The sequence below is a fragment of the Thainema salinarum CENA647 genome (assembly GCF_057732415.1).
This window is the reverse complement of sequence record NZ_JBYJZJ010000015.1, coordinates 851801-868541: the sequence shown is the minus strand read 5'-3', so window position 1 is coordinate 868541 and position 16741 is coordinate 851801. Positions and strand designations below refer to the sequence as shown.

At 50.4% G+C, this 16741-nt stretch carries 13 protein-coding genes; 4 read left to right on the top strand and 9 right to left on the bottom strand.

Annotated features, from left to right (window positions below; translation table 11 throughout):
• Nucleotides 1–74 precede the first annotated feature (74 nt).
• The 3 genes from AC286M_RS05640 to AC286M_RS05630 all read right to left on the bottom strand — a co-directional run bounded on the left by AC286M_RS05640 (nucleotide 75) and on the right by AC286M_RS05630 (nucleotide 3826).
• A complete protein-coding gene (locus AC286M_RS05640) occupies nucleotides 75–1190 on the bottom strand; it encodes a carboxylate-amine ligase (protein WP_488203443.1) in 1116 nt (371 codons plus the stop codon).
• A 600-nt stretch (nucleotides 1191–1790) separates the two neighbouring features.
• Nucleotides 1791–3083 (bottom strand): vWA domain-containing protein, encoded by a 1293-nt coding sequence (locus AC286M_RS05635; RefSeq protein ID WP_488203442.1) that lies wholly within the window; start codon nucleotides 3081–3083, stop codon nucleotides 1791–1793.
• A complete protein-coding gene (locus tag AC286M_RS05630) occupies nucleotides 3080–3826 on the bottom strand; it encodes a MerR family transcriptional regulator (protein ID WP_488203441.1) in 747 nt (248 codons plus the stop codon). The genes AC286M_RS05635 and AC286M_RS05630 overlap by 4 nt, the downstream gene beginning before the upstream one ends.
• Nucleotides 3827–4667: 841 nt before the next feature.
• On the opposite strand from AC286M_RS05630, the gene AC286M_RS05625 reads away from it, so the two are divergent.
• Genes AC286M_RS05625 through AC286M_RS05610 form a run of 4 tightly spaced genes read left to right on the top strand, consistent with a single transcriptional unit; the run spans nucleotide 4668 to nucleotide 11638 of the window.
• Nucleotides 4668–10070, top strand: coding sequence for a trifunctional serine/threonine-protein kinase/ATP-binding protein/sensor histidine kinase (locus tag AC286M_RS05625; RefSeq protein WP_488203440.1), 5403 nt, complete (start codon nucleotides 4668–4670; stop codon nucleotides 10068–10070).
• A gap of 51 nt (nucleotides 10071–10121) precedes the next feature.
• Nucleotides 10122–10613: a helix-turn-helix domain-containing protein gene (locus AC286M_RS05620; protein WP_488203439.1), complete on the top strand. Its 492-nt coding sequence runs from the start codon at nucleotides 10122–10124 to the stop codon at nucleotides 10611–10613.
• Complete coding sequence (locus AC286M_RS05615; protein ID WP_488203438.1) at nucleotides 10565–11152, top strand: transposase; 588 nt, start codon at nucleotides 10565–10567, stop codon at nucleotides 11150–11152. The genes AC286M_RS05620 and AC286M_RS05615 overlap by 49 nt, the downstream gene beginning before the upstream one ends.
• Before the next feature lie 24 nt (nucleotides 11153–11176).
• Complete coding sequence (locus AC286M_RS05610) at nucleotides 11177–11638, top strand: sensor histidine kinase (RefSeq protein WP_488203437.1); 462 nt, start codon at nucleotides 11177–11179, stop codon at nucleotides 11636–11638.
• A 139-nt stretch (nucleotides 11639–11777) separates the two neighbouring features.
• Here the strand turns inward: AC286M_RS05610 and AC286M_RS05605 are convergent, their stop codons facing one another.
• From AC286M_RS05605 to AC286M_RS05580, 6 genes are all read right to left on the bottom strand, one after another.
• Complete coding sequence (locus AC286M_RS05605; RefSeq protein WP_488203436.1) at nucleotides 11778–12089, bottom strand: hypothetical protein; 312 nt, start codon at nucleotides 12087–12089, stop codon at nucleotides 11778–11780.
• Nucleotides 12049–12792, bottom strand: a complete 744-nt coding sequence (locus AC286M_RS05600) for a hypothetical protein (protein WP_488202632.1) — start codon at nucleotides 12790–12792, stop codon at nucleotides 12049–12051. Before AC286M_RS05600 ends, AC286M_RS05605 begins: the two co-directional genes overlap by 41 nt.
• Nucleotides 12793–12842: 50 nt before the next feature.
• Nucleotides 12843–13316 carry a hypothetical protein gene (locus tag AC286M_RS05595; protein WP_488202633.1) on the bottom strand — a complete coding sequence of 158 codons (474 nt, stop codon included), beginning with the start codon at nucleotides 13314–13316 and terminating at the stop codon, nucleotides 12843–12845.
• Nucleotides 13317–14102: 786 nt separating this feature from the next.
• Nucleotides 14103–14879 (bottom strand): dienelactone hydrolase family protein, encoded by a 777-nt coding sequence (locus AC286M_RS05590; protein ID WP_488203435.1) that lies wholly within the window; start codon nucleotides 14877–14879, stop codon nucleotides 14103–14105.
• A 91-nt stretch (nucleotides 14880–14970) separates the two neighbouring features.
• The gene (locus AC286M_RS05585; protein ID WP_488203434.1) at nucleotides 14971–15870 is read right to left on the bottom strand and encodes a helix-turn-helix domain-containing protein; all 900 of its coding nucleotides are present in this window, start codon (nucleotides 15868–15870) and stop codon (nucleotides 14971–14973) included.
• Between the two features lie 23 nt (nucleotides 15871–15893).
• Entirely contained in the window at nucleotides 15894–16736 is an 843-nt protein-coding gene (locus AC286M_RS05580; RefSeq protein ID WP_488203433.1) for an arylamine N-acetyltransferase family protein, read from the bottom strand.
• Nucleotides 16737–16741: the final 5 nt, after the last annotated feature.

Below are 16741 nucleotides of genomic sequence, written 5' to 3'. Positions count from 1 at the left end.
CTAAGATCGGCTGGCCAAGTTTACCGTAAGGTAAACGATCACAAATCATGTCTTGCAGAGCTTTTACATCCGGATCAAAACTCTAATTTCGTCTGTTCAACCACGTAATCAACAACCGCTTCAAAACTGCGCGTTCGTTCATAAACCTGTCGCTGCCGCTCCGCCCCCGTACCATTTTGCATCGTTTGGACAACGAGATCGGTCACCATTTCCCAGTCGTCCAGCTCTAACAAAAACGGATGGAGCAAACCCAGAAAATGATGCACGAGATCTCTCGCAGGTACGAGCTGCTGATTCACCACATTCACCAAATTGCTGCCCATACCGCTGCGAGCCGCTCGCCAACGAGCCGCCTGCAGCAGTTCCGGTCGCACGGCTTGCGCTGGAATCCCGGCTTTGATGTCCTTGTAGCACATGCGCGCCAACGCCCGCACCAAACCCGCCAGCATCGTCGCTTCGGCAATCGTCAGACAGACATCCGCAAACCGAAACTCAATTGTCGGCAAACTATTCGACAGGCGAATATCCCAGTAGATTTTGGTGGCATCGCGAATTGCGCCCACATTGGAGAGCGATTGAGTCAGCGCACAGTATTCGTCATAATCCTTAAATGCGGCGGGTGGTCCCGAAAACGGCCAGCGGCTCCAGAGTTCCGTCCGATAGCTGGCGTAACCTGTATGATGTCCCAGCCAAAACGGCGAGTTAACCGAGAGCGCCAGCAGCAACGGTAGCCAAGGTCGTGAGCGGTTGAGCACCTGAACCGCCAATTCGCGATCGCGGATGCCAATATGAATATGGCAGCCAAAAATAATCAGATCTTCCATGATCTGCTGATAGTCGTTAACCAGCCCCCGATAACGAGCTTTAGGCGTCACTTTCTGGTCGCGCCAGTCGGAAAAGGGATGGGTGCCAGCGGCTGCGATCGCCATGCCAGACTGAGCGGCGGCTTGGATAATTGATCGTCTCGCGTGAATGAGCTGTCGGCGCACATCGTCCAGGGTTTCACAGATAGGGGTGGCAATTTCAATCATTGAGGTATAGACCTCCGTCTGCACCTCCGTTTCGCCCGCCACTGCTTGGGCTGAGGCCATTAGCTGCTTCGCCCGACCCGCTAGCTGGCGCGTTTTGGGGTCAATGATCTGATACTCTTCCTCAACGCCAATTGTTAACGCTTCGTCCGTGGTTGCCATAATCTATCCCCTCAACGGGAACTAAACGGTGTTGGAGCGTGCCATTTAGGTTAAAACGTTCATCCAAGTCGTTCTGTATATTTAGAACGTGTTTGGGCAAAACTGGAACCTAAAGCAGTTAGTTGCCGCTGCAATAGGACACAAACTAGCTTTTTTAGGTTTGAACCAGGCTTGATGTTACACCTTATGCACGAACTTGGTATTCATGTTCTATTTCATGCTCTATATATTGTTGAGTCGCACCAGTTCCTTGTCATCATCTTTTAGGATTAACTTTTGGATTGGTGCTTGGAATTAGTGCGGAGGGTTGAAGATTGATAGCTACAACCTAGAGAAGCGGTATTAGCCCTCATATAGCGGTTCTAGATCAGAACGAAAGAGGAGAGTGCCTCAGCCTGAGGCACTCTCCTCTTTCGTTTTCTCACTCTTAACTGGAATCACTATACGAAGATTGCTGGCTGACTGGTTGAGACACAAATTAGGATGCAATAGCGGTACTGCCACATCCTAGATTTGTGTTTGGATTGAGCAATGTCGAGCGGAAGATGCGTTCAGTAACCTCTTAACGTCTTTGGGGTTTGTGCAAGAGGTGAGAGCGCACTACTGAGAGGTATCAGAAGACCCACTGGGCGGTTGCTTTTGGCCGTGGCTGGACTTGCGGCTGCGCATCATGTGATACGCCTGCGATCGCGCTCGCTTACTGGCCAGCATACTCTGGCCTGTTTCAAAGTCGGCAGCTAACTCATTGAGAGCGGCAGCTTCATCCGCAAAATTGGCCGCACCATCGGCGCTAGCCGGAACGGCACAAAGGGGTTGAGCAGATTGGCGCAATACCGAGGCCGCACCGATGTAATCCCCCGTATTAGCTCGCTGTACAGCTTCTTGACGGGCACGCGCCGCCATCAGCAGGGCAACTTGACCCTGTACGTCTGGATTAGCAGGGAAGTCACTCATTCGTTCTGGACTGACTACCATCAGGTGCAGTTCGCCTTCTAGACTCTGCCGTTCTGCTTCTTCAGGAGCCTGCCATTCGAGTTTCACCTGCAAGACACTGGCTCCTTCAGCCAAAGCCGGAATCTGTAGACGCAGCAGGACTTTGAGAGGGTTACCAACGGTCAAATTGGGTAGCTTCAATGCTCCGTCCGGCGTTTTTTCCAGATCGTTCAATACATCCTGTACGGTCGCGCCAGCAAGCGGCATTAGCGATAAGGTAACAGACTGACCAACCGTGCCGACTAAACCCTGAAGCTCCGCTTCAAAGATGTCAGGTAGCTGATCTGGTGAATCGATATGAAAGAAATTGCCGTCGCCACTGCGGGCCATTGCTTCTAGCAAATTTTCATCGTAGTCAGCGCCAATCCCCAAGGCTGTCGTTGTGACGCCACGCTGCATCAAACCATGTACGTCATTTGCGATCGCATCTGGATTTGTCTCCCCCACATTCGCTAAACCATCGGATAGCAAAATCACCCGGTTTAGATGTTCTGGATTAAGGTACTGACTGACTTGCATGCCGCCGTTCACCCAGCCAGCATGAAGCGCGGTGGAGCTACCGGTTCGAATCCGCTGAATCGTATCGAGCAGTCGATGCTTATCTGTAGCTAGGGTACTAGGAATTTCAGTGTGAACGTGCGTATCAAACAGCGTCAGGCTCAGACGGTCGCTGGGCAAAAGCTGCTCTACAGCATAGGCCACGGCTTTGCGAGCATAGTCAATCTTGCTGCCGACCATAGAACCCGATCGGTCAAGCACAAAGCCCAGATTGAGGGGTGGACGATCAGATGTTCGTTCAATAACAGGGGGTTCAATCGTGACCAGGATATCAAGCGTCACAGAGCGACCAGATGCGATCGCATCGTGCATCGGCAGAATCGAAAGGGTAGGCTGACTCATGGAGAAGACCTCCTCGATTGGAATAAGGGTTTGAGCCGTTGAGCAATCAATTGCAGCAGATTCTCATGCTCCTTGGGCGTACTGGGCGGCACAAAGTCGTCCCGCACCTGTACTTCCAATCCCGGTAAAATTTCAATTCGTCGCCAGCGAGAAACTGGCTCAGGCTGATTCGGTTGGCTATCTCGTTCTGCAAACGACTCCGAGGCAGGCGACCCCGGCGAAAAGGAGCGCTTGCTCGGTGCGGGTGCAGAACGAGACGAGGTGGGTTGATTAAATAATTGATTTGACGTTTGATCGGCTGAATCTGGACTCGGCGGAGCTGGACTACTCGGAGCCTTACGCGCTTTGACCGACTGCAAAAACGCGAGGGCCGGATTGGCTGCTTCTACCGTAATTTGTATGCCACCCTGGAGCAGCGCTTCCAGTTCGACATCGCTTTTTTCAATCGTGATCGGCTGAATCGCAGTCGTGCTATAGCCTTCCACCAGTAGGCGACGCACCACCAACAGTTGCAGCAGATGACGATAGGTATACCGAGCTTCCCGCCCTTGGCGAGCTGGACGATCGAGCACACCCTGAGTTGTGTAGTACCGAACCAGCCGGGGATTCACCGCTTCCGACGAACGGCTACGGGGATCTGCCGACGCTGGCAGGTACTGAGGCAGGAGATCATTCGCTACCTGAACAAATGCCTCCAAGTCCCACTCGGAATTCGCCTGAGAAATCTGCTGCAAAGTTGTCATGGTCTCATCTTAACCCTGACAATATTGACTGTCAATGACAGTTTCAATGTCTCAAACCCAATTGGCTTCGTATCCACTACCTGCACTACTGTCAAACCGTTCTCCTGCCCAGTTCTGCAAGCAGATCTAGTAGTAGCTTTGAGGCATATAGCGATTCTTGCGCTAATAAAGGAGGAATTATTTTGGGGCAGCCGCACTCCGCGCGGCTGCCCCAAAATAACTTGTACCCCAGTAGCCCAGGAAAGACTATAGGAGTATTGTCAGTAAGCACCTTACCGAAATATTGACATTAGACTTTATCGGAAATTGTTTTGTAGCGCGGCGAAGCCGCGCTACAAAACAATTTCCAACCCCAAAAACTTTATTGGAAATAAAGTCTATTTAATATCTATAGTAATGATTGACGAAGGCCTCACAATAACTGTTTAGTGATTGTTTATTGATTAGACCTTCGCCTACAGCACTGCTCAAACTATCTTCAGTTGATAGTACCGATCCGCAGATCAACGGGCTTGATTGCGGATCTTTTTTCTTTTCTCTTACACTTCTCTTACACCTTTCTATTCTCTTAGAACTTACGCCCTTCAACTTAAAGATGCTGGTTCTAGACGATTTTTGGAGCGCAGAGCGCTCCAAAAATCGCCCAACTGCGTAAGTCCTAACCCTGTAAAGCTAAAATCCAAAGCGGTTATTTTGGGGGTCATGATGCGAAAAAATAACCGCTTTGATATTTGGGATAAGATGTGAGCTTATCCCATTAATTTACGTACAAAGCCTGTTGAGATTAATTACCTTTTTGGGAATTTTAAAGCAATAACATGCCGCTATTCATCTAGACCTTATGATCAGTCCAGCTAGACACGCTTCCCCTGTCTTTCCTCAGATTGAAGGTTACACCATTGTCGAGCCACTGTATTTGGGTTCTCGAACCGCTGTCTATCGAGCCATGCAGACTGCTCCGCAGCGCCCAGTGGTGATTAAGGTTCTACAGCGTGAATATCCCAGTTTTGGCGAGCTAATGCAGTTTCGCAATCAATATGCGATCGCACAAGCGCTGACGGGTCAGTTCACAAACAATCTGGTTGTCCCTGGTGTGGTTCAACCCTACAGCTTGGAACCCTTGGGCAGTGGCTACGCGCTGGTGATGGAGGATTTTGGCGGCATTTCGTTAAGTCAATATACGCAGCGGCATCAGTTAGATTTGACGGACATCCTGACCATCGCGCTACAGCTGGCCGATATTTTGCATGATTTATCTCAGCATCGGGTGGTGCATAAAGATATTAAGCCTGCCAATATTCTGATTCACCCAGAGTCGAAGCAAATCAAGCTAATTGACTTTAGTATCGCGTCGCTATTACCCAGGGAAACCCAAGGACTTCAAAGCCCCAATACGCTGGAAGGAACGCTGGCTTATTTAGCGCCCGAACAAACCGGACGGATGAATCGTGGCATTGATTATCGGGCTGATTTCTATGCCTTTGGTGTCACATTGTATCAGCTTTTAACTGGCACGTTGCCGTTTCAGTCGGAGGATTCGCTAGAGCTAATCCACTGCCACATTGCGAAAATGCCCCGACCTGTTGATCAGGTCAATCCAGAGGTGCCAGCAGCGGTGGCCGCTATCGTTGCCAAGCTGATGGCCAAAAATGCAGAAGATCGCTATCAAAGTGCCCTTGGATTGAAGCATGATTTGGCACAGTGCCTAGCGCAGTGGCAGAAAGCTGGAGAGATTGCTCCGTTTGAGTTGGGCCAGCAAGATTTAAGCGATCGCTTTTTGATTCCCGAAAAGCTGTATGGGCGGCAAGCGGAGGTGCAAACCTTGCTGGATGCCTTTGATCGAGTGGCTGAGGGTGCAACTGAGCTGATGCTGGTAGCGGGCTTTTCGGGAATTGGCAAAACCGCTGTGGTGAATGAAGTCCACAAGCCAATTGTGCGGCAGCGGGGCTATTTTATTAAAGGCAAATACGATCAGTTCAACCGCAGCATTCCTTTATCGGCATTTGTGCAAGCCCTGCGCGATTTGATCGAGCAGTTGCTGTCGGAGTCCGACGAACAGTTGCAATACTGGAAAACCAACATTCTGGCTGCTCTGGGTGAAAATGGTCAGGTGCTGATCGATGTGATTCCAGAGCTGGAGCAGATTATTGGATCTCAGCCGAGTGCGCCAGAGCTGAGCGGCAGTGCAGCCCAAAATCGATTTAATTTGCTGCTCCAGAAGTTTATTGAAGTGTTTACAACCGCAGATCATCCACTGGTGATCTTTTTGGATGATTTGCAGTGGGCCGATTTAGCCTCTCTACAGTTGATGAAACTGCTGCTGGATGACAATGGCTATCTGCTGATGTTGGGGGCCTATCGCGATAATGAGGTGTCGTCGGCTCACCCGCTGATGATGACGGTGGCGGATCTGAAGCAGGCGCAGATTGCTGTGCATACGATTACCCTGGCTCCCCTGACGTTTGAAGATACGAATCATTTGGTTGCTGATACGCTGAACTGTGCCATCGAACTGGCGCAACCGCTGACTGAACTCATCGATCGTAAAACGAAGGGCAATCCATTCTTCACCACCCAATTTCTCAAAGCGCTGCATGAGGATGGGCATATTCACTTTGATCACAATCTCCGCTATTGGCAGTGCGACATTGCGCAGGTTAAAACGCTGTCGCTCACGGATGATGTGGTGGAGTTTATGGCGCAGCAGTTGCAGAAGCTGTCACCAAACACTCAGCAGGTGCTGCAGTTGGCGGCATGTATGGGCAATCAGTTCGACCTCAACACCCTAGCGATTGTATCCGAGCAGTCTGCAGCCGATGCGGCAGCGGCGTTGTGGCCAGCTTTGCAGGACGGCTTGATTTTGCCGAATAGCCAGGTCTATCGATTTTTTCAGGGCGAGAATCAGTCCGGTCTAGAGGAAAAGCGAGGCAATCCCACCTATCGGTTTCTGCACGACCGCATCCAGCAAGCAGCGTATTCTCTGATTGCCGATGACCAGCGGCAGGCCACCCATCTGAAAATGGGGCAGCTCTTGTTACACAATGCTTCAGCCCATGAGCAGGACGAGCGGCTATTTGAAATCGTCAATCACTTAAACGTGGGCTGTTATCTGATTGTGCGATCTCAGGATCGGCAGGAACTGGCTCACTTAAATTTAAGGGCAGGCCGCAAAGCTAAAGCGGCGACGGCTTACCGATCCACAATTGGCTATTTCACGACAGGGATTTCCCTTTTACCAGATGATGCCTGGGAGCGCCGCTACGAGCTGACGTTGGCGCTGTACACAGAAGCGGCGGAAGCGGCTCGTCTAAGTGGCGAGTTTGAATTGATGGAAACCTGGATTCAAACGGTGCTGCAACAGGCCACCTGTTTGCTGGACAAAATGAAGGTCTATGAGGTGCGGCTGCAGGCGTATCAAGTGCAGGGGCAGCAGCTCCAAGCCGTTGAGCTGGGTCGCGAGGTGCTGCAACAGCTTGACATTTGGATTCCCGAATCGGTCAATCCTGTAGAGATTCAGCATCAGGTGGAAAACACGTTGGCTGCCCTGGGCGATCGCAAAATTGAGGATTTGCTGGATTTGCCAAACATGACCGATGCTCAAGCCTTAGCGGCACTGCAAATGCTGGCGCATCTGGTTCCGTCCGTACATCAAGCGGCTCCTGAGCTGTTTCCCCTGCTGGCCTGTGAAGAAGTGAATCTGTCGCTGCGGTATGGCAATGCGCCACTGTCTGCACCGGGCTACGCTGACTTTGGCATTATTGTCAGCACGGTACTCAATCAGCCTGAAATCGGCTATCAGTTTGGCCAGTTGGCTCTAGAACTGGTGGATCGGCTACAGGCCAAGCCGATTCAAAGCATGACTGGCTTCAAGGTGGCTGCGTTTATCCAGTGGAATCAAGATCCAGTGCAGCGTGCGATCGCACTTTTACAGAGTTCCTATCTGGCTGGCATGGAAACCGGAGACCTGGTGCATGGGCCAATTTCGCTGATGTTTCAGTTCCTCTATACCTATCTCAGTGGCGCTGATGTTCTAGATAATTTGCGGGCCAAAGTGAGCCTGTATGGGGTTGATTTTGCCGCTGTACCCAGCTTTGTTAACTGGTCGAAAATCATTGGCCAATCAATTGAAAACCTGATGGAGGTACGCGAACAGCCCGAGCAGTTGGTGGGTGAGTTTTGTGATGAAGCAACACTGTTACCTGCGCTCCGCAACAGCAACGACGAGCTAGCGCTTCACCTGTTTTTCTTGAATAAACTCATGCTCAGCTACTGGTTTAATCGGCTGCCGACGGCTTTGGACAGTGCCGATCAGGGAATGCAATATCTAAAGGGTGGAGCGGGCATGTTCTCGGTGCCCGTGTTTCACTATTACGATGCGCTGGCTCGGTTGGCTGCTTGCTCCGCCGATGATCCAGTCCAGCAGCAGCAACTATTGGCCCAGGCTGAAGCCAGCCAGCAAAAACTCGCAGCCTGGGCTGAGTCTAGCCCCGCCAACTTTCTGCATAGGTTCCATTTAGTTAACGCAGAACGCTACCGAGTTTTAGGCAACCGGGCTGAAGCAATTGACTCTTATGATTGTGCGATCGCAACCGCCAAAGCCAATGGTTTTGGTCAAGATGAAGCCTTAGCGAATGAATTGGCGGCTCGATTCTGCCTGGACTGGGGCAAAGAAAAGATTGCTCAGGAGTATCTGACCCATGCCTATTATGGCTACGCTCAGTGGGGGGCAACTGCCAAAGTTCAAGAGTTAGAATGGCGCTATCCCAAACTGCTCGCGCCCATTTTGCAGCAGCGGACGAGTCTCTCCACTACTGAAACCGTATTTTCTGTAGAGTCTATCGCCGCATTTTCAACCTCCGCCACTCAATCGTCTAATTCCTCTGGCACTGGCCACGCCAGCGTTTCCAAAGCTCTCGATCTGGCCACCGTGCTGAAGGTATCTCACACGCTTTCCGGCGCAATTGAATTTGATCAGCTAGTTGCCACCCTGCTGCATACGGTGCTGGAAAATGCCGGAGCCGACAAAGGAGCCTTGTTAATGCCACGGGAACAGGAGTGGTTTGTAGAAGCGGTTGCCCAGGTTGATCAGCCCGTGCAGTTGCAGCCTGAGGCCTTATCCAGCAGTCAAGCGGTTCCCCAGACGTTGATCAACACGGTCAAACATAGCTTGCAATCTGTCGTAATCGTCGATGCACTGGCTCATCCCACTCTGGCTGTGGATACCTATGTTGTGCTGCAGCAGCCCAAAAGCATGTTGTGTACTCCCATTCTGCGGCAGGGCAAACTGATTGCCATTCTCTATTTAGAAAATCATGTTGCCGTTGGTGCCTTCACGACTGATCGGGTTGAGCTGTTAAATCTGCTCTGTACCCAAGCGGCGATTTCACTGGAAAATGCCCGACTCTATCACCAGATCAACCACGCACTGCAAGACGTTCAGTATAAAGAAGCCCAATCACGCAGTATTTTTGAAGCTGCCAGCCACGGTATGTTGATTACTGATCTGGAAACTGGCCGCGTCATCGACGCCAATCCAGCCTACTATCAACTGCACGGTTATTCCTATGACGAGATTTTGCAGCTCGATCCGCTCGACTTTATTCCACCTGACCGTCATGCTAAATTTCAATCTTATCTGCAGGCCGTAAAATCCGGTCAGGAATTTACTTGCGAAGCGATTTGTCGGCATCGCGATGGAGCGATCTTTTACATTGAAGTTAAATCGGTTCCGTTTTGGTATAACGGTCAGCTTTGTGGACTAACCGTGGTTCGCGATATGACCCAGAATAAGCAGATGGAGTTTTCAATTCAAGACAAAAATCGCAGTTTGGAGCAAGCTATGGCCGATTTACAAGCTGCCCAAATGCAAATGGTGCAAAGTGAAAAAATGTCCGCATTGGGGAATCTAGTGGCAGGTGTGGCCCATGAAATTAATAATCCGATTGGCTTCTTAAACGGCAGCGTTAATCATGCCAAAAACTACGTGCAAGATCTGCTGGAACATCTGGATCTGTATCAGCAGCATTATCCCAATCCTGTCGCAGCAATTGAAGAAAATGCGAACAATGTTGACCTAGAGTTCTTAAACGAGGATTTGCCTAAATTACTAGAGTCTATGCAGGTGGCGACGGATCGAATCAAGGCGATTAGTAATAGCTTACGCACTTTTTCTCGCGCCGATACCGATTATAAAGTGAGTGCTGATCTGCACGAGGGACTTGATACAGCAATCACAAATAGGTAATGAACGAGGGAGAATAGAATAAAGAGTTATCCTCACCGAAGTAAATCAGCCATGACCTCCCTGGAAGAATTTATCCAAAGTAATCCCTCTGCCCAAGAACTGAAACGCGCCTTGGCCGTGCAACTGCACCAGAGAGGTCAAAGCTATCGGGCGATCCGAGATATCCTACAGGTTTCTCTGGGATTTATTAGTGCGAGTCACCAGCGCTATGAAGAGCGAGGAGTCGAGGGACTGAAATCCCACTACTGGGGCACCCAAGGCTATTTAAGCGCCGAGCAGAAACAGGACATCTTTGAGTGGTTGCAGCAGAAAAACTGGTGGACACTAGAGGAGCTTGTTGAGCAGATTGAAGAGCGCTATGGAGTGCTCTATCGCTCAGCCCAAAGCTATACCCAACTGCTCAAAGACGCAGGGTTTAGCTGGAAGAAATCCCACTCGGTGCATCCGGGCCAAGAGGAGGCCAAAGTCGAGGCAAAAAAGCCGAGATTCAACAGTTGCTGGTTCAGTGGCGAGCCGAGATCGCCAGTGGGCAGGTGCGAGTGATGTTTCTCGATGAGTGCCATCTGCTCTGGGGAGACCTCCGTGGATATGGATGGAGTCGGCGCAATCAGCGAGTGGACATCCCCATTGCCTCCATTCGAGAGCGGCAGACCTACTATGGAGCCTTGGACTATTTGAGCAAGAGCTTTGTTATTCATGAGTATGAGGCAGGCAATCAGCACAATACCGTGGCCTTTCTGAAGTATCTTCAATCTCAGTATGATGAGTCCACTCGCTTTTTCATCATCTGGGATGGAGCCAGCTACCACCGTTCCAAGGTGGTTCGCAACTACCTGAGTCAACAGAATCATGGTACTCGAGAGCAGCACTGGAAACTCACTTGCATTCAGCTTGCGCCTAATGCACCCGAGCAAAATCCGGTCGAAGATGTTTGGTTACAGGCCAAGCGATTTAGTCGTAAATTTGCCCGCTTGTGCCACTCCTTTCGCTCGGTCAAACTCCTCTTTTATCTGGCGACTCATCTGCAAACCTTCATCTTTGAGAAAGCCTTCATGTATGGTTACTGTTCATGTCCTGTTTGAGATTGCTGTAGTACGCTACTGATTTTGAAATACCGTCTCAAGGCGAACGAGCATCGCTCTGCGATTGAAATCAAAAAAGAGTATGGAGAGTTACCGTCAGTTCACTGCTTTCCTGGGCAGCTCAATCAAGTATTCATGAACATTCTGGCTAATGCAATTGATATGTTTGATGAAATGGCTGCTCAGTTTTCTTTTTCTGAGCTAAGTGCTGTACCCCAAACCATTACGATTCAAACCAAGATTCTAGCCAATCGAAACAAGATTGAAATTTGCATTCAAGACAATGGCAAAGGTATGACGGAAGAAGTTAGAACCAGGATTTTCGATCCATCATTCACGACCAAAGGTGTAGGAAAAGGAACCGGATTAGGATTAGCCATTGCCCACCAAATCATTGAACAAAAGCATAATGGTGCTTTAGCTGTACAGTCAGAAGTGGGACAGGGAACTAAGTTCTACATTCATTTACCGATCGGTATAGATTAGATTGATGCTTAGCTCTCGCCGCTATTCTGTTCAGCGAACAGATTCCAATATGTTCTGATTGATGATCCTTAGTCTCACCAATGCAAAGCGTAAATAGCATCATGCGCTACGATTTCTGTATCTTCTTCTGTACACAATTCTAAGAACTTGCTTCGTCACATATTCTTAGATATTGTCTACCACGCTCAGTAATAAACAGATGTTCCTTAACGTTTTTCCGCTGCTCACCTTTGAATAGGGTTCTAATGCCCTGGCCAGTATGCCGATCAATCAGTTGTAGAGTAAGCAAATGTCTCAGTTCCCACTCAAAGGTTGAGCCATTTTTCACCTCAGCCATAAACGGCCCATCCGCTGCCAAGGCACGAAGATGGGTGCGTTCATAATCCGAGATGACTAAATCTAGTTCCAACTTATTTTGTGTCAGCGTTCCTGAGCAATGGTCTTCTGCCATTCAACGATGAGGCAATCAGCCAATTGCGAACCCAGTTGTCGTGATAGCGGAAGCCGTTGAGTTGCTCAAAGGGGCATAAGCACCCGCCCATTGCTTTGCGAGTCTTGCGACAAAAGGGATGGAAGTTCCAGAGTAAGGCCATCGAGCGCACCGACTGTTCCGCCGAGTCCCAGAATCCATGAAAATCTTGCATGGCATACAAGATGCGGTCAAGATAGTTCATCGGACGGTCAACCTGATTGCTGGTGCGATAGGCGTCAGGGAAGTCAAAGGCGCGTTGGAAGACGTGAGATTTGTCGTTGAGGCGTCGCAAGCGAGCGTCAATGGCCTGGGGCAACGCGTGGGTGTTCACCCACTCCAGCAACCGACGCAACCGTTGAGCAAAGTGACGTTTGCTCTGGCCCCGATACAGATGCCAAAGCTTGTCGGCTAGTTGCTGACCCAGGACTGGTTTAGAGCGGCACCCATCGCGAATTTTAATCACCTCATGCAGGAAGCACAGAATCCAGACCAGGCCAGGGAATAGCTCCTCCCAAGCGGCTCGGGTGGCCTCCCAACCATCAGTCGTCACCGTCTCGGGCGCATAGTCGGGAACATGATGGGCAGCTTCCTGCTGGAATACCCCATAGGCTGCGGTTAATCCATCCTGACCCGCATTGGCACTGAGACTGGCTCCCAGGACGCACCCTTGCGCCGCTGTCACTGCCAGATAGACTCGCTGCCCGTGCCAATCACAATGCTTCTCATCGGCAACTAGATGGGGGGGAGCGCCGTTTCCCTTTTGAGGGTACTGCCCACAATCGAGGCTCGACCGAACGACTGACAGAGCCGATACCAGTGCATCTCAGAACGGCCCAGCACATAGGCAATCCCCTCATACGACAGGCCATGCTTTCTTAAATAGAGCGCTTTGTCGGCCATCTCCGCCGTCTCGCTCATGTACGGCATCACCAAATCGGGACGCAGTTGATAAGCCTCTCCGGTACTCGGCAGCAAAATCCGCCGGGTCTTGAGCTGTTGACGAGAGGACTCGACCCATCCGTGAAAGCGATAGCCTGCCTCAATCCCGTCGGGAAACAGTTCCGGGTGGGATGCGATCTGCTCGTTGAGATACTGGCGAAAGGCTTCCCGGTCTTCTACTAAGACCTCGTAGTCAAGGTCGTCTGCAATGGGCAGACAAATCGTTTTATCGCCTGCTGTGCCACGCTTGCGTCGTTGCTGAGCCATCGGCTTTGGCCTGCTGAACTCTCTGCCTCAATTCTACTCAACACAAACTTGGGTGGAACTAGGACTAAATCGATCAGCAGCTTAATCCATTCCAATTCCTTCGCTTGCCGCTTTTGCTCTTGTTGTACTTTCGCAAACTGGAACTTCACCCCTCCAGGTAGTTCAGCCATATCGAGGAAGGCTGGTAACCAGGGAAGTAGCCCAAGAGCAAGAATACCAAGAGCCACTGTGTCCAACGGTTTTGCACCTAAATGAACGATGAGAAGCGTTAAACTTGCAACCGTGATAAAGATTTTCACAGAAGCTGGCCCAAACCAATTGACGGACAGTTTTGCTGCTGCCGGAATAGTTGTTGGACTGTCAAATTGTGAATTTGGAAGTGCCATTGTATCGAACTCCTTTGCTGTGTAGCAACGTTCTTACAAGATTTGCGCTAGTAAGCGTTAGCGCTCTGCTCTCCTATAAAATTCATTAGCAAGCCTTTCTTTGAGCGCAGGCTACATTTTTCGAAGTACTTAGAACAATATAAAATCCAAGTATTTCGTAAAAATATTCCACCACAACTTAATTATATGTTGGCTGATTTGATTTAGAACCTATCGGCTTTAGTCACAATTGTTCAGGTTCAGGTTTGCTCATCATACTGTATCGATCAAATCCTCTATCTCAGAATTGTTAAGACAAACGTAATCAGTACTCAGTCCTTAGATTTCACCAATCGATAGCTCTACTTGCCAAAACCAATTCTATAGCGGTTCTAGATAAGAACGTAGAGAGGAGAGTGCCTCAGGATGAGGCACTCTCCTCTCTCGTTTTCTCACTTTTAACTGGAATCACTATATTTGGCTTTGATAAATGCATGTTGAAAAACTGTATCAGCTCTTGCCAAGCATCTGTGGCAGCGGCAGGATGGTAGGAGTTCCGTTCGTGACAAAAAAAGCCGTGATTGGCTTCAGGATAAACCTTGACTCGATAGTCTTTGTTCAGCTCCTGGAATCGTGCTTCAATGTGCTGAATGCGATCGCAACTAATAAACGGGTCTTGTCCGCCAAAGAACAGCAGGATCGGCACGGTAATATCTTTGACGGCGTCGATCCATTCATCCAGCACCATGCCGTAGAACGGAGCCGCCGCCGCAATCTCAGCCGAGAATCGACAGGCAGTGAGAAAGGTCAGCCCCCCTCCTAGACAGAACCCAGTCACGCCGATACGATTTGGATCAACTGGGTCGCAGGATTTGAGAGTTGCGATCGCAGCGTGCAAATCTTGTTCAATTGGCTGACCGAAATCCAAGCGATACAGGGTTGCCATCGCCTCTGCTACTTGGTTATAGCCAAAGGTGATATGAACTCCTTCGCGATAGTACAAGTCGGGAGCTAGCACGACGTAACCTGCCTGGGCAATGCGAACAGCAACGTCACGGATATGAGTCGTTAAGCCAAAGGCTTCCATCAGCAGCAACACTGCCGGACAGGGATGCGATGCGACTGGCTGGCAGAGAAACGCAGGCATCTGACCATCGGGAGTCGTAATTGCAATCTCAAACTGTTGAGTCTGCCACATTGTTATGCCTCCGAGCAACTGCTGTCAGCTTAGGCAACGGGCTGCGCAGGACTCTAGAAGAAAACGATCATCCTTTGGGACATTCCTGCGATTAGGATTGGCGGAATTGAGTTGGCGTGATGCCAACCAGACGCTTGAAACAGCGAGTTAGATGACTTTGATCGCAAAAGCCAACTCTGACGGCAATTTCTGCCAGGCTTAGTGAGCTGTGACGCAGCAGCAATTGGGCTTGGGCAACGCGCCGATGCAGGATGTACTGATGCGGCGTGATCCCTGCGCTCTGTTTAAATAAGCGGGCAAAGTAGGCGGGACTGATTTGTGCGATCGCAGCCAGTTCCACCAGCGTCAAATCCTGATCGAGGTGCGCGTCAATATACTCCTTCACCTGATTCTGCTTGGCTTTGGATAGCCCACCTGCAACGCTAGCCAGTCGGGGTTGAGTCGCGCAATAATGGCGCAGCAGATGGATCACCAACGCCGTTTTGAGGCTATCGACGAGGAGTGCACTACCCATGCCGCCTGCTTCCACTTCCGTTTTCAACGCCGAGCAAATAGTACTCACGAAGCGATCCTCAGCATTCATAAACTGCGGCATCAGCTCAATCCGATCGGGATTCACCCAGTCTTGCCCCACCTGTTTGAGCACATCCGGTTCAATCGCCAGCACCATAAACTGAGCCGCGTCATCCCAGCTACAGCGATGACAAATTCCGGCTGGAATGATGGCCATGCCTGCGGTCTGCCGATCTTCCGGCTGGCGCTTGCCGTCTAACCAGCGGTATCCCGGAGCAATCGGGTTAGATAAGATAGGGTAGCCAAGTGCGATCGCATGTAGCGTATGCTGGTGCTCGGCGGTGGAGAACTTGGGCTGCTGATAGAGTTCCAGGTGAAAGTCGCTCCAGCCCGTACTGGACAGGATTGCAGGCTGAGGCAGCAATCCTTCAGCCGGATTCGATTCCCGGTGATTGAGTACGGTGACGTTTGGACTCACAAACTGCCTCCTGACGTTTCGGATTACTTGCTATCCTCTGATTGAACAAACCGCTGTAAAACTTGTTCAACATCGCTGCTGTCCGGCAGCGTTAACTGAAATTTACTGGTCAGCACTGCATGCAGCTCTTGGGCTGTAGTCAGCAGATGGCGCTCTGTTTTGCCGTTGAGGTGATGAATCACAAAGTGGTTATCGCGCAGCGCATAGCGGCGGTCTACATCCGGTTTAGCAGCAATCAGTGAATTGACAAACAGTGATTTTGGATGAGTCGAAACGTACCAGTTACTCACCTCATAGTCGGGATGATACTGCGGTTGCAGATCAAAGCGGTAGAGCGATTTCCACTCTTGCGCGACATAAGTCTGCATGACATACGCATCATCGGCCTTGATCAGCCGAAAGGGTTCATGGGTGGTGGACTGCTCCATATCTGCCACGAGTTTGATCGGCGTGGTGAGGGTCTGGCCACCAAACCCGACATCAGCGATATAAGACGCATCGCCAATATGAACCAGCAGCACCATGTGACTGCGAGGGGTGACAACGCTCGTGGGCACGCCCCACCGCACCCGCGCCGCCAAGCTAGTTACTTGAAAGCCCAGGGTTTTCAGCACAGAGCGGAATAGAGAATTTTGCTCGAAGCAGTAGCCGCCGCGTCCAGAATGAATCAGCTTGTGCTGAAGAGAATCAAGCTCTAGGGAAACAGAATGACCGAGTAGAGGACTAAGATTTTCAAATGCGATCGCATGGGTATGGCATTCGTGAATGGCCTTCAACGTATCAAGCGTGGGAGTGCGATCGCCTGTATAGTCAATGCGCTGAAAATAGGCATCCAGATCAATCGCTTCTAGGTTTTGGTTTTCCATAAAGG